The sequence below is a fragment of the Skermanella mucosa genome, assembly GCF_016765655.2.
GTDB lineage: Bacteria > Pseudomonadota > Alphaproteobacteria > Azospirillales > Azospirillaceae > Skermanella > Skermanella mucosa.
Map to the genome: position 1 here is coordinate 3,998,821 of NZ_CP086106.1, position 13,788 is coordinate 4,012,608.

Consider the following 13,788-nt stretch of genomic DNA (forward strand, 5'->3'; position numbering starts at 1 on the left):
TCCCGGCGGCAAGCGTCAGGATCGGCGGGAGGCCGGATGGCGCGGAGCCCCGGAGGAGTTGGCGCGCATCACGACCCCCAGGACCACGCCGAGCACCCCGCCCAGGATGTGCGCCGTCTGCGAGATGCCGTCGTCCGCGAACAGCGCCATCACCTCGCGGCCGAGATAGAGGGCGGCCACCAGCAGCACGGTGAGCGGGATCGTGCCGGACCGCCCGGCCAGCATGGCCGTCAGCATGATCAGGCAGAAAACCGTGCCGCTGGCGCCGATCAAAGCACCCCTCGGGTCGAGGATGCATTGGGCCAGCCCGACCGACACCGACGCCGTGACCAGCACGGCCAGCATCTTGAAGGAGCCGAAACGATCCTCCAGCAGCGGGCCGGTCAGCAGGATCACCACGAAGTTCGACAGCAGGTGGGTCATGCCGCCATGGGCCAGCGTCCATGTCAGCAGGGAAAGGAGAAAGTCGCCGTCCCACGGACGGATCGGCCCATGGACCGCCAGTCTTCCCTGGATCGGCAGGATAGTGGCCGCGACGGCGGCCAAGGTGTAGCAGACCGTCACCGGCGCATTCAGTTCGATCCTGGGCAAGGCGGCACCTGGGCAGTGGACTTCCGCCGAGACCATAAAGACTCCTGCGGCCGCCGTCACCGGGAGTCGCTCCCGCGGGGATCAGGATGCGGCCAGGGCGGCTTTGCGCTTCTCCTGCGGCGGTCTCTTGGCGAGAGTGGCGGCCACGGAGTTCAGGACCGCACTGACTCGCACGGGCTTGATCAAGACGTCCGATGCGTATTCCCGCCCGTCCAGGGCCGCTCTCTGGTAGTCGGAGGTGACGAAAATGATGCTCACCCCCATCGGATGCAGTTCGGCCGCCACCGATATGCCGTCGACGGCGCTTGCCAGCCCGATGTCTAGCAGCACAAGGTCCGGCAGGTCCTGGAACGCCGTACGAAGCGCTTCCTCGCCGGTGTCGACCGGCCCCAGGACGGTGTAGCCTTCCCTGGTCAGGATGGATGCCAACCCCATGGCGATCAGGTGGTTGTCCTCACAGACCAGGATGCGCCGCGCGCCGGCGTGTTCCTTGCTGGTGGCGATGTCTCCAGTGAAAGGCATCTGAGCGACCCCTATGCTGAGCATGACCTCCGTGAGCGATCCTGAAGAGTGCGCCCCAGATCGTTAACCAAACGTTAGCTATAAATTGTGACTCATTAAACTAATTTCTCTGCGATCTGCCTGGCGCTTCTTTCTCGCGACCCCGGTGCCACAAGAGGCGGCCGGGGTGGACCCAAGGGCCGGGACAGGGTGTTGCTATGGGGGAAGCGGCCTGGGACAGGCACTTCCCGTCCCGACCCAATCCGCAATCGAGCCCAACGGGGCGAGCCAAACGGGGAAGGAGTCCAGTGACACGTATCGTCGTTCTCAGCACCGGCGGAACCATCGCGTCGCGTTACAGCGCCGAGCATGAGTCCGTGGTGAGCAACGTGGCGGGCGAAGAGCTCGTCTCGACGCTCGGTCCCCTCGCCCCCGACGTGGCGGTCGCGGCGGAGGAATTCTCCAACCTCGGAAGCTACCGGATCGACCTGCCGACCGCCTTCGAGCTGGTCCAGCGCATCGGCGTCCTTGTGTCCGACCCGGAAATCGCCGGCGTGGTCGTCACCCATGGAACCGACACCATGGAGGAAAGCGCCTATCTCGCGGACCTCCTGCTCGATACGGAGAAGCCGGTCGTCTTCACCGGGGCGCAGCTGCATGCCGACGAGCCGGACTCCGACGGGCCGAGGAACCTGGCGGACTCGATCCGGGTCGCCGCCTGTCCGGATGCCCGCGGACTGGGCGCCCTGATCGTGTTCGGTCAGGAAATCCACGCGGCGCGGGACGCCACGAAGGTACATGCGTCACGGGTCGGGACCTTCGCCTCGTCGGAGCACGGCAAGCTCGGCGAGATCGACGCCGGCCGGGTCAGGCTGCAGCGCAGGACCATCCGCCGCGGCCCCGTCGAAACCGGCCGGATCGAGCCGCGGGTCGACCTGATCAAGCTGGTCATGGGGTCCGACGCGGCGTTCGTCAGGGCGGCGCTGGAGAACGGCGCTCGCGGCCTTGTCCTGGAAGCCTTCGGCCGGGGCAACGCCACGCCCGCGGTCACCGAGGCGGCGATCGAGGCGATCGGACGGGGAATCCCCGTGGCCGTGACCTCCCGCTCTCCCCAGGGGAGGGTCGAGCCGATCTACGGAGCCGGCGGAGGATCGGACCTGGCGTCCGCCGGGGCGATCTTCTGCGGCGACCTGAGCGGCATCAAGGCGCGGATCCTGCTGGCGCTGCTGCTCGGGTCCGGTGCGGACCCATCCACCATCCGCCGGCGGATGGAGCTTCACGGCAACTGATCCGGCGGAACCCACAGACAGGGGAGAAGAAACATGGCGAAAGAAATACTGGTATCCTACGGGGTCGACGTGGACGCGGTCGCGGGATGGCTCGGGTCCTACGGCGGCGAGGACAGCCCCTGCGACATCTCCCGCGGCGTGTTCGCCGGGCGGGTCGGAAGCATGCGGCTGCTGCGCATGTTCGAGAAATGGGGGATCAGGACGACCTGGTTCATGCCCGGCCACTCGATCGAGACTTTCCGGGACCAGATGAAAGCGGTCGCCGACGCCGGCCACGAGGTCGGGATGCACGGCTACAGCCATGAGAACCCCATCGCCATGACTCCCGTGCAGGAGGAAGCGATCTTCGACAAATGCGTCGACCTGATCGCCGAACTGTCGGGCAAGCCGCCGCGCGGCTATGTGGCTCCCTGGTGGGAGTTCGGCTCCAAGACCAACGAGCTGCTCCTGAAGAAGGGCATCAAGTACGATCACTCGCTGATGCACAACGACCACCATCCCTATTACGTGACGGTCGGCGACCAGTGGACCAAGATCGACTATTCCCAGCATCCGTCAGCCTGGATGAAACCCTATGTTCCGGGCGAGGAGACCGACCTGATCGAGATCCCGGCCTCCTGGTACCTGGACGACCTGCCGCCGATGATGTTCATCAAGGCGTCGCCGAACAGCCACGGTTTCGTCAATCCGCACGACATCGAGCAGATGTGGCGCGACCAGTTCGACTGGGTGTACGAGAACTACGACTACGCGGTCTTCCCGCTGACCATCCATCCCGACGTCTCTGGCAAGCCGCACGTGCTCCAGATGCACCAGCGCCTGTTCGACTACCTTAAAGGTCACGACGGCGTCCGGTTCGTCACGATGGAGGAGATCGCCGAGGACTTCGCCCGGAGATTCCCGAAGTCGGGTTCCGCACGGCCCCAGTCGTGACGCCACGCCGACACCGGAGGCGATGAACGCCATGTGCGGGCTATGCGGAACGTTCGGGGCCGCCGATCACTGGACCGACGGCCTGGGGGAAGGCACGGCACTCTCCCCCACCGCCGAACGGAGGCGGCGCGCTCAAATCGCCAACGAGGTGCTGGGCCTCTACGGGCTCAAGCTGACGGAATGGGCGAACCGCTTCACCCTGACCGGCCGGACCGGGAAGTCCGCGGTGGTCGACCAGTTCGGCGGCATCTGGGCCGAGGCCGAACGGCTCACGGGACGGGCCTGCGACCCGCTCGACCCGGCGGTGATCGAGGCGATGGAGGCCCGGCAGCGCGCCGGAAGCCATGGCTGACGCCGTGCCCCATGTAGGGCTGCCGCCGGTGACGGTGAACATCCTCACCGGCTTCCTCGGCTCGGGCAAGACCTCGCTGCTGAAGCGCCTGCTCACGCAGCCGGACCTGAAGGACTCGGCGGTGCTGATCAACGAGTTCGGCGAGATCGGCATCGACCATTTCCTGGTCGAGGAGGTGGACGAGGACGTCGTCCTCCTGAAGAGCGGATGCATCTGCTGCACCATCCGCGGCGACCTGAAGGAGGCGCTCCTGGACCTGGACCAGCGGCGGGCCGCCGGGCGGGTGCCGGCTTTCACCCGGCTGATCCTGGAAACGACGGGGCTGGCCGACCCTGCGCCGATCGTGGCCACCCTGGTGGCCGACCCGGCGCTGCGCCATCACTTCCGGATCGGCAACATCGTGACGGTGGTGGATGCCGTCAACGGCGCGCGGAACCTCGACGCCCATCCGGAATCGGTGCGGCAGGCGGCGGTCGCGGACCGGCTCGTCCTGTCCAAGACCGATCTGGCGGACGCCGGGACGGTGGATCTGGTCGAGCGCAGGCTGGCCGCGCTGAACCCCGCCGCCGATATCCACCGGCTCGACGAATCCCGGACGCCCGAGGCTTCCCTGTTCCTCGGCGACATCCACGACGCCAGTGCCCGCCGGAGCGAAGTCGCGCGCTGGCTGGCTTCCGAATCCCTGGAACACCATCACCATCACCATGACCGCCCGGACGTGAACCGCCACGATGACGTGCGGGCGTTCCTGCTGACGGCGGAGAAGCCGTTGGACTGGGCCCGCTTCGGGCTCTGGCTGTCGATGCTGCTCAACCGCCACGGCACGGAAGTGCTTCGCCTCAAGGGACTGCTGTCGATCCGGGGGGTGGACACCCCCGTCGTCGTCCAGGGAGTGCAACATCTGATCCACAAGCCGGTTCACCTCGACGCCTGGCCCGACGGCATTCCGGGCACGCGGATCGTCGTCATCGCCCAGGGCCTGGACCCGGCCATCGTCCGGCGATCCTTCAAGGCCTTCGTCGATACTCCGGCCGGGCAGAAAGCGACCTGACGTTTTCGACCCCGACCGCCCCCTTTCCGATCCTGCGAGGAACCCACCAGATGGACTATCGTCAACTCGGCCGATCCGGCCTCAAGGTGTCGGCGTTGACGCTCGGCACCATGACCTTCGGCGGCAAGGGCAGCTTCGCCAAGACCGGCAACACCGATCCGGCCGGCGCCCGCCGCCAGATCGACATGTGCCTGGATGCCGGGATCAACCTTTATGATACGGCCGACGTCTATTCGACCGGCCTGTCCGAGGAGATCCTGGGAGAAGCCGTCGCGGACCGGCGGGACCGCCTGCTGATCGCCACGAAGGCGCGCTTTCCCATGGGAACGGACCCCAACGACCGGGGCCTGTCCCGCCACCATCTGGTCCGCGCCTGCGAGGCGAGCCTCCGGCGGCTGAAGACCGACTACATCGACCTCTACCAGCTCCACGAGTGGGACGGCCTGACCCCGCTGGAGGAGACCCTGGCGGCGCTCGACGACCTCGTCCGGTCGGGCAAGGTCCGATACGTCGGCGTGTCCAACTTCTCCGGCTGGCACCTGATGAAGGCCCTGGGGATCTCGGAGCGGGACGGGTTCGTCCGCCCCGTTTCGCAGCAGATCCATTACACGCTCCAGGCCCGGGAGGCGGAGTACGAGCTGGCACCGATCGCGGTGGACCAGGGTGTCGGCATCCTCGTCTGGTCGCCGCTGGCGGGGGGACTGCTCTCCGGGAAGTACCGTCGCGGCCGGCCTGAGCCGGAGGGCACGCGCAAGGCCAACGACTGGCGCGAGCCGCCGGTGCGCGACCTGGACAAGCTCCACGACATCGTTGAGGTGCTGGTGGAGATCGCGGAGGCGCGCGGCGTCTCGGCCGCCCAGGTCGCCCTGGCATGGCTGATCGGCAGGCCGGGCGTCGCGTCGGCGGTGATCGGCGCGCGGACCGACGAACAGCTCGCCGACAACCTCAAGGCGACCGAACTCACCCTGAGCGCCGACGAATGCGCCCGGCTGGAGGAGGTCAGCCGGCCGCCCCTGCTCTATCCCTACTGGCACCAGGCGAACACGGCATCCGACCGCCTGTCCGCGGCGGACCTGGTCCTGATCGCCCCGCACCTGAAGGCATGAGCACTGCCACCGCCGCTGTGGAGGGAGCCGGCCACGGCCTCTCCCCGGCGCTGACGGCCGCCTGCGCGGTGGCCTGCGGCGCCATGGTCGCCAACCTGTATTACGCGCAGCCGCTGATCGACCTGATCGCGCCGGAGCTTAGCCTGAGCGGCAACCTGTCCGGGATGATCGTCACCCTCACCCAGCTCGGCTACGGAGCCGGGCTGCTGCTGATCGTCCCGCTGGCCGATCGGGTCGAGAACCGGCGCCTGATCCTCACCACCCTGCTGTGCGCGGCTGCGGCGCTGGCCGGCGTCGGCCTCTCCTCGTCGGCCCCGGTCTTCCTGGTGGCGGCGGTCGCCGTCGGCTTCTGTTCGGCGGGAGCCCAGGTGATCGTGCCGTTCGCGGCGTCCCTGGCGCCGGAGGAACGGCGCGGGCGCACCATCGGGAACATCATGGCGGGTCTGCTGGCCGGGATCATGCTGGCCCGGCCGGCCGCCAGCCTGCTCGCCGACATGTTCGGCTGGCGCGCCGTGTTCTGGGTGTCGGCCGGACTGATGCTGCTGCTGGCGGGATGGCTGGCGAAGGCGCTTCCGAAGCTTTCCCGGGCCGAAGCGCGGCGGACGGAGTCCGGCGACTATGGCCGGATGCTCCGGTCGCTGTGGCGCATCCTCGTCACGACGCCGGCGCTCCAGCGCCGCGCCGTCTACCAGGGGATCCTGTTCGCGGTCTTCAACATCTTCTGGACGGCGGCCCCGCTGATGCTGGCCCGCAGCTTCGGCTACGGCCAGAAGGGCATCGCGCTGTTCGCCCTGGCGGGAGCCGGCGGCGCGCTGGCGGCGCCGCTGGCCGGCCGGCTCGGCGACCGCGGCCATGTCAGGGCCGGCACGGCGGCGGCGCTCGCCACGGTGACGCTCAGCTGCGTGCTGTCGGGATGGGCCGCGGCGATCCCCTCGCTGGCGGCGCTGGTCTTCTTCGCGGTGACGCTCGACGCGGCGACGCAGGTGAACCAGGTGCTGGGCCAGCGCGTGATCTACTCCCTGCCCGGCGACGCCCGCGGCCGGATGAACGCCATCTACATGACCATCGTCTTCGTGCTGGGGGCCGGCGGTTCGGCGGTGGCCACCCTGACCTACCACCATGGCGGCTGGTGGACGTCGATGCTGGCCGGCGGCATTCTGGGTCTCGTCGCGCTGGCCGTCTTCGCGACCGAGTTCCGCCGGCCGGCCGGGACCGCGGGCCGGTGAGCCTCAGGTCGTACGACTTTCGATTTCACCCCTTATGCGCAACGATCGCCGAGCTTCCTGGTTGATGGATTGAAGCCAACTTTAGGGGAATGCAATCCATGCGTACCATGAAGATAGTCCTTGCCGCCCTGGCCCTCCCGGTGCTCCTGGCCGCCTGCGGTTCGGACGACACGGTGACGGAGCGGACGACGACCACGACGACTCCGGGCACCTATTCGGACTCGGTGACGACCGAGCGCAAGACGACGGTCGACGACTGAGCCCGCGCACGGGCGCGACTTCCTGGATCCCGGCGGCATCGGGCCGGCCGGGCGACGACAACTTCGGGGAAACGCCGTGATGGGCAACGTGTGTCGTTTCGAGTCCCTGGCGCGTCTCGGCTACGGAGCCCGCGGCGTCGTCTATGTGCTGGTCGGCTGGTTCGCCATGATGGCCGCGTTGGGCGCAGGCCAGCTGACCGACACCAAAGGGGTCCTGCGCGAGATCCTGCTGCAGCCCTTCGGCAAGGCGCTACTGGCGGTCGTGGCACTCGGCCTCGTCGGCCACGCGGTCTGGCGCATCGCCCAGGCCTGGCTCGACCTGGACGGGCACGGCGCCGACGCCAAGGGGATTGTGGTGCGGGGCGGCCTGCTGGCGAGCGGGGCGATCCACGTCTCGCTCGCCTTCTTCGCCATTTCGCTGGTGCTGGGCCTGCAGGGGCCGGGATCGGGAGACAGCGGCGACGGAGCCCGGGACTGGACCGCCTGGCTGCTGTCCCAGCCCTTCGGGCGCTGGCTGGTCGGTGCCGTCGGGGTCGCGGTCCTGGGGGCCGCCGCCGGGCATTTCGTGAAAGCCTGGAAGGCGACCTTCCGCCGTTTCCTGAAGGCCGATCCCAGGACGATGGAGATGATCTGCCCGATCGGTCGCGTCGGCCTCGGCGCCAAGGGCGTCGTCTTCCTGATCATCGGCGTCTTCTTCCTGACCGCCGCCTGGCAGGTCGACTCGTCCGAATCGGGCGGTCTGGGGAAGGCGCTGGAGATGCTTCAGGAACAGCCCTACGGCGCCTGGGTGCTCGGCGTCGTCGCCGTGGGCCTGTTCGCCTTCGGCATCTACAGCATGATCGTGGGGTTCTACCGGCGGATCGACTATCCGTCGGTGCTCCCCGGCCTCAAGGCCCCGGCCTAGGTTCCCGCCCAACGGGTCAGGCGGGCGGGCGCCTACTCCGCGGCGACGAGGCTTCCGTTGCTTTCCCGCACGAAATACTCCCGGCTCAGCTTCACGATGACGGGCGAGAGCAGCAGCAGCGAGATCAGGTTGGGGATCGCCATGAAAGCGTTCAGCGTGTCCGCGATCAGCCAGACGAGGTCGAGCTGCGCCACGGCGCCGAGGAACACCGCCAGCGTCCAGCAGATCCGGTAGGGCTTGGCGGACCTGGTGCCGACCAGGAATTCCCAGCATTTCTCGCCGTAGTAGGACCAGCCCAGGATGGTGGTGAAGGCGAAGACGGCGAGCTCGACCGACAGGAGATACTGGCCGATCCCCGGCATCGCGGCCTCGAACGCCGACGAGGAGAGCACCGCCCCGGACTGGCCGCTGTTCCAGACGCCGGATACGACGATCGCCAGGCCGGTCATGGTGCAGACGATGATGGTGTCGATGAAGGTGCCCATCATGCCGACCAGGGCCGAGCGGACCGGGCTGCGCGTGGTGCCGGCCGCCTGGGCGATGCCGGCGGTGCCGAGGCCCGCCTCGTTGGAGAAGATGCCGCGGGCGACGCCGTAGCGCATGGCCGCCCAGACTGCGGCACCGGCGAAGCCGCCGCTGGCCGCGACCGGGGTGAAGGCGTGGGTGAACACCAGGGAGATCGCCTCGGGCAGCCGGTCGGCGAAGACCACCAGGACGAACAGGGCGCAGATCACGTAGCTGACGCACATGGCCGGGACCAGCGCCTCGGCCACCCGGCCGATCCGCTTGATGCCGCCCAGGATGACGGCGCCGGTGACAACGGTCAGGACGACGCCGGTAAGCCAGACCGGCACGCCGAAGGTGTTCTCCGCGACCCCGGCGATGGCGTTGGCCTGAACCATGTTGCCGATGCCGAAGCCGGCGAAGCCGGCGGTCAGCGCAAAGGCCACGCCCAACCAGCGCCAGCGGGGGCCGAGGCCGTTCTTGATCGCGTACATCGGCCCGCCGACATGCTCGCCCTTGTCGTCCACCTCGCGGTAATGGACGGCCAGAAGGACTTCGGCATACTTGGTCGCCATGCCGACCAGCGCGGTGCACCACATCCAGAACAGGGCGCCCGGACCGCCGAGGGCTATGGCGGTCGCGACGCCCGCGATGTTGCCGGTGCCGACCGTCGCGGCCAGCGCCGTCATCAGGGCCGCGAAGGGGCTGATCTCGCCGTCCTCTGCCGAGCCCGACTTGCGGCCCTGCCAGACGAGCCTGGCGCCGTAACCGATCTTGGCGAGCGGCATCAGCTTGAGCCGCACTTGCAGGAACAGGCCGGTGCCCAGGATCAGCACCAGCATGGGGACACCCCAGACAACGCCGTTCAAGGCGTTGAGGCTTTCGGTGAAAGCTTCCACGTTTCCTCCGACTGAATCTTTGTTCTGTTTCTTTGTTCCGTGTTCCGGGAAGGCCGGGCGGACCTGCGGGCGACCTGGATCGCCGGCCCGGAACCGGTCTTCGTTAACCAGAATTCAGCAAACGCCGTGCCACTCCGGAAAACGCGGTGTTACGGCGCTTTCCGGGGCGGCTTGGGGGCTTGGCGATGTATGCGGAGGTTTACGCCGCCACCGAGCAATGAGCCCAGAGGCGGGGAAGTCTGCGAACAATCAGGGGCTTGCCCAAGCTGTACGCGAGGGCTTACAGCGTATACGAAGATGTACAGGCGGATGCTGCCCGGTTATCGGCGCACCGTTCCGGCTTCCACGGACCTTACTACGTCGTCGCGGATCGACTGTATCCAGACCCCTTCGTTCGCGGCATAAGTGTCACGTTTTCCATTCAACATGCTCGTTTCCTCGAAGCCGGCACGGTGCAGCCCCACGACTCTCCAGGCTTGCGCGGAGAACACCGGACTGCCGGAGCTTCCGCGCTCCGTGGGAGCACGGTAATGCAGCAAGCAGCGGCCGGGCCGGCTTGGACGCCCGTCGGGTGGTCCTTCATGATCAAGCAGCCGGTTGTCCTGGATGGAGAAGCTCAAGTCTCGGCCAGAGGGATGGCCGATGATGTAGACCCGCTGCCCCTCCTCCAGGAATGGCAGTGTCCTTGAGATCGGACAAGGCTTGACCCCTCCCGGTGTTTCGTCCAGGCGCAACAGGATGGCGTCGAGATCCCCGGGAGGGGAACTCCAGACCACTTCGGTCGCCGAGTATCGGGGAGCGGTGAAGCCGGGCTCGGCCAGGGCCTCGAAACTGATCTCGGCCTCGTCGATGCTCGATGCCTCCGTATCCATAGGATCATCAGTCACCACATGGGAGTTGGTCAGCAGGAACATCTCGTCGCCGAAGGACTCATGCAGGTCGCCCCCGCGCAGGAGAAAGCCGGTCCCGTTGCGATTTCCATCGTGAGATTGGATCCTGGCGACCGCCCGCGCGCGTTCGATCCCCATGCACATCCATCGATAGGTCGTCAGGCCGGTATTTCCCAGGACGCGCTCGAAGGTGCTTGAATCGGCCGCCTGCATGCCCTTCACCTGACCGGGCGCGAGGCTGATGCGGCCGTTCTCGCGCCGGAGCAGTTCTGCCTGGAGCACGGGCAACAGGTCGCCGCCCGGCCCGCCGCCGATCCGCAGATCCCAGACTTCCGTAAGCTGGCGCAGGGTGCCGGCGATGGCGAAGGCGTCCACGTCCTGCGCGGCCAGGTACTTGCCGAGCCAGCGTTCCGCCCCGGACCAGTCCTCCAGCGCGATGCAGGCCTCGGCGGCGGTGGCGTAGTCCCAGGCGGGCAGTACCTCCGTCCAGCGCCGGCCGATATGGTCCCTGATGCGGGCGGCCAGCTGCGCGGCGTCGGGCGCGAACGGGATGCGGATGCCGTCCCGCTCGGCGCGGCACAGCAGGGCGACCACATTGACGCCGTGCCAGACCCGCTCCGCATCGGCCTCGTAGATCTTGTTGTACCACGCGACGGACTGGCCCAGCGCCGACTCGCCCATGCCCAGCCGGCTGCCCCGGGCCTCGACGAAGATCTGCTTGTAGGTGCGGCCGAGCAGTCCGCATGTCTCGGGATACTCGTCGCGGTCGTCCCGGGCGCGTTCCTCCAGCCGTTTCAGCAGGTCGAGAGCGGGGATGAGTTCCCCCCGGTTGATCAGCGCCTGGGCGTATTGGCGGTATATGAGGTGCGAGTCGCAGCCCATCCGGATCATCGCGTCGGCGAACCGTTGCAGGGCGCCGAAATGCCGCCAGCGCCGCAGTTCCCCGAGAACCCTCTTGACGAGGGGCGTGTCCGGCGGGTCCGACTGGCGCCGCAGATGGGCGACAAGGATCTCGGTCGCCTCGTCCAGCCGCGCGGTATCCAGGTTGCGGGCGGCATCGAGGACGTCATCGACCATTTCCGGCAGGTCCGGCGGTTTGGGAAGACCGGTTGTCGTTGGAGTCATGGACGTTCCTTCGGTGGGCAGGACGGATGGCGGACCGACACCTGATGCGCGTCGGGCGATCATCATCCAGGCTGCGTGTCATCCGACGCTATATTCTTTTCAGGGAGTTTTCCAGCAATCGATCCTCTTATGCGTGCGCTTTGCTGCCCCGTTGCGCATCCGGTGGCGGGGAAAGCCGGTCAGCCGCAGAGGCTGTCCGACAAGCTCGGCCCTGCGGCGGCGAGCGCGCGGAAGGTGGGATGGACGCTGCCCGACTTGGCGCCGGAAACGACGCCCGGGGGCCGGCCGAACGCCGGGACGGAGCCGGCCAGCGACGTCGAGCCGAGGAGCGCGGACAGGTCGGAGGTCAATAGCTCCAACTCCCGCGCAAGGTCATCATCGGTCATCCTTCCGGACGGTGCCGCCGGCTGCGCGGCTGCGGATCGGGACGCGCCGGGCTCCGGGGACGCCTGCGGTGCCGGGTCGGCGGGCTTCGCCGGAGCGGGCGCGGAAAGCTCGGGGGGCGTGGACGGTACGGAAGGTGCCGAAAGGTCATCATCGGTCATCATGGCGGCGTTGCCGGCATCCTCCGCCATGGGCTCCCGCGTGGAGCCGGGACGGAAGCGGAGGGGGTCGAGTTCCTCCTCCGGGTCGGCGGCGAGCCCTTCCAGATCGGCGTCGGGATGGGGCCGGCTGTCGAGGCAGCCGTTATAATGGTGGGTGATCCGCTTGTCCTGGATGACGCCGCACAGCTTCAGGCCGAACTCGACGGCGCGGAGGGCCACCCCCAGGCGCTTCGTCTCCAGGGCGTCCTCGATGATGCGGGCCACCTGCCGGTCGGCTTGGTCGAGGCGTGCCTGATGTTCGGCCCTCCGGGCTGCCCGGATCTCGTCGATCCGCACCCGGATTTCCGGCTGGCGCATCAGGAAGGCGCCCCGCTGCTTGGCGCCGTTCGCCGAATAACCCGCCTGCCGCGCCGCCTCCGCCCCGCCGACGCCGCCGGCCATGGCGTGGCAGAAAGCTTCCTGGCGCGGGGTCAGCAGCGGACGGGAGGATGCGGCCGGCCGGGGCTTGGAGGTGGGTTCGACGGGGGCTGGGGCGGACATGGCAGGGGCCTTTCGGGACGCGGAAGAGGTAGTGGATTATTATCCTATAATCCTGACTATATTCAAGCCGAACATCTCCCGTCGGTACGATCGCATCCGCTGGCCGCGTGGCATGGCGTGGCGGGAGAATCCGCTTGTTTTCAAAGCAGCGGCCGCAAGGCCAGATGCCCGCCCAGCGCCAGCAACCCCAGGAAGAAGCAGCGCCGGAAGGTTTCGGGCCGCACATGGGTCCGCACCCGCTGGCCGAGCGCCATTCCGGCAAGCGCCGGGACCAGGGCCAGCAGCGACGCCCCGGCCACGGCCCCGTCGAACGCGCCGCCTTCCGCCAACCCCGCCGCCATCGCGACCGTGGAGGTCAGGAAGGACAGGCCGAGCGCCTGGACCAGATCGTCCCGCCGAAGCTCCAGCGCCTGGAGCCACGGAACCGCCGGGATCACGAACACGCCGGTGGCGGCGGTGACCGCGCCGGTGGCGGCGCCGACCAGGAGCGAGAACCGCCTTTCCACCCCGTCGGGAACCGTGAACCGCGCCCGGGAAAGCCCGAAGCACGCATAGGCCAGCAGGGCGATGCCCAGCGCGGCGGCCGCATGGTCCGCTTCCCCGCCGGCCATCAGGTCCGCGCCGGCCAGGGTCGCGGCCCAGGTCCCGATGCAGATGCCGACCAGCATCGGCCAGAGCCGCCGAAGCAGCGTCCTGAAGCTGGGTCCCGCCGCCAGTTGCCAGACATTGGTCACCAGGGACGGCACCACCAGCAACGCCGCGGCTTCGGCGGGCGGCATGACCAGACCGAGCAGGCCGATGGCGACCGTTGGCAGGCCGAGCCCGATGACTCCCTTCACGAAGCCGGCGATCAGGAAGGCGATGGCGGCGATGATGGTGCCGATGGTGGTGATGGTGGCGATGGTGGTGGTGAACATGGGTCCTCCGGCTGTGCGCGGCCTGCGCGGCCGGTGCGTCCTGTATGCCCTGTGCGGCCTTGCGCCGAAATTGACGGTCTCAGGCATCCGCCGCAATGTGGGAGTCACGGTGGCAGCCTTCGGATGAGCCGAAGCCTGCCGGTCCAGCCCCGGAG

The 13,788-nt window shown here is 68.2% G+C and carries 14 protein-coding genes; 8 read left to right on the top strand and 6 right to left on the bottom strand.

Going from position 1 to position 13,788, the window contains the following annotated elements; all coding sequences use genetic code 11:
- Positions 1–15: 15 nt before the first annotated feature.
- Together JL100_RS18535 and JL100_RS18540 are read right to left on the bottom strand one after the other, a co-directional pair.
- Complete coding sequence (locus JL100_RS18535; RefSeq protein WP_202679052.1) at positions 16–627, bottom strand: rhomboid family intramembrane serine protease; 612 nt, start codon at positions 625–627, stop codon at positions 16–18.
- Positions 628–672: 45 nt separating this feature from the next.
- Positions 673–1,113, bottom strand: coding sequence for a response regulator (locus JL100_RS18540; RefSeq protein WP_202679054.1), 441 nt, complete (start codon positions 1,111–1,113; stop codon positions 673–675).
- A gap of 287 nt (positions 1,114–1,400) precedes the next feature.
- On the opposite strand from JL100_RS18540, the gene JL100_RS18545 reads away from it, so the two are divergent.
- From JL100_RS18545 to JL100_RS18580, 8 genes are all read left to right on the top strand, one after another.
- Positions 1,401–2,381 carry an asparaginase gene (locus JL100_RS18545; protein WP_202679056.1) on the top strand — a complete coding sequence of 327 codons (981 nt, stop codon included), beginning with the start codon at positions 1,401–1,403 and terminating at the stop codon, positions 2,379–2,381.
- A gap of 33 nt (positions 2,382–2,414) precedes the next feature.
- Positions 2,415–3,314 carry a polysaccharide deacetylase family protein gene (locus tag JL100_RS18550; protein WP_202679058.1) on the top strand — a complete coding sequence of 300 codons (900 nt, stop codon included), beginning with the start codon at positions 2,415–2,417 and terminating at the stop codon, positions 3,312–3,314.
- 31 nt (positions 3,315–3,345) lie between these two features.
- Entirely contained in the window at positions 3,346–3,666 is a 321-nt protein-coding gene (locus JL100_RS18555; RefSeq protein WP_202679060.1) for a hypothetical protein, read from the top strand.
- Entirely contained in the window at positions 3,659–4,717 is a 1,059-nt protein-coding gene (locus tag JL100_RS18560) for a CobW family GTP-binding protein (protein ID WP_202679062.1), read from the top strand. The genes JL100_RS18555 and JL100_RS18560 overlap by 8 nt, the downstream gene beginning before the upstream one ends.
- 50 nt (positions 4,718–4,767) lie before the next feature.
- Positions 4,768–5,823, top strand: a complete 1,056-nt coding sequence (locus tag JL100_RS18565; protein WP_202679064.1) for an aldo/keto reductase — start codon at positions 4,768–4,770, stop codon at positions 5,821–5,823.
- A complete protein-coding gene (locus JL100_RS18570; protein ID WP_202679065.1) occupies positions 5,820–7,049 on the top strand; it encodes an MFS transporter in 1,230 nt (409 codons plus the stop codon). Before JL100_RS18565 ends, JL100_RS18570 begins: the two co-directional genes overlap by 4 nt.
- A gap of 98 nt (positions 7,050–7,147) precedes the next feature.
- Positions 7,148–7,309: a hypothetical protein gene (locus JL100_RS18575; RefSeq protein WP_202679067.1), complete on the top strand. Its 162-nt coding sequence runs from the start codon at positions 7,148–7,150 to the stop codon at positions 7,307–7,309.
- A gap of 79 nt (positions 7,310–7,388) precedes the next feature.
- The gene (locus JL100_RS18580; protein ID WP_202679069.1) at positions 7,389–8,213 is read left to right on the top strand and encodes a DUF1206 domain-containing protein; all 825 of its coding nucleotides are present in this window, start codon (positions 7,389–7,391) and stop codon (positions 8,211–8,213) included.
- Positions 8,214–8,245: 32 nt separating this feature from the next.
- Here the strand turns inward: JL100_RS18580 and JL100_RS18585 are convergent, their stop codons facing one another.
- The 4 genes from JL100_RS18585 to JL100_RS18600 all read right to left on the bottom strand — a co-directional run bounded on the left by JL100_RS18585 (position 8,246) and on the right by JL100_RS18600 (position 13,633).
- A complete protein-coding gene (locus JL100_RS18585; RefSeq protein ID WP_228420780.1) occupies positions 8,246–9,616 on the bottom strand; it encodes an alanine/glycine:cation symporter family protein in 1,371 nt (456 codons plus the stop codon).
- 320 nt (positions 9,617–9,936) lie between these two features.
- The gene (locus JL100_RS18590; protein WP_202679071.1) at positions 9,937–11,631 is read right to left on the bottom strand and encodes a serine protease; all 1,695 of its coding nucleotides are present in this window, start codon (positions 11,629–11,631) and stop codon (positions 9,937–9,939) included.
- A gap of 179 nt (positions 11,632–11,810) precedes the next feature.
- Positions 11,811–12,716 (bottom strand): terminase small subunit, encoded by a 906-nt coding sequence (locus tag JL100_RS36560; protein ID WP_202679073.1) that lies wholly within the window; start codon positions 12,714–12,716, stop codon positions 11,811–11,813.
- A 140-nt stretch (positions 12,717–12,856) separates the two neighbouring features.
- Entirely contained in the window at positions 12,857–13,633 is a 777-nt protein-coding gene (locus JL100_RS18600; protein ID WP_202679075.1) for a sulfite exporter TauE/SafE family protein, read from the bottom strand.
- Positions 13,634–13,788: the final 155 nt, after the last annotated feature.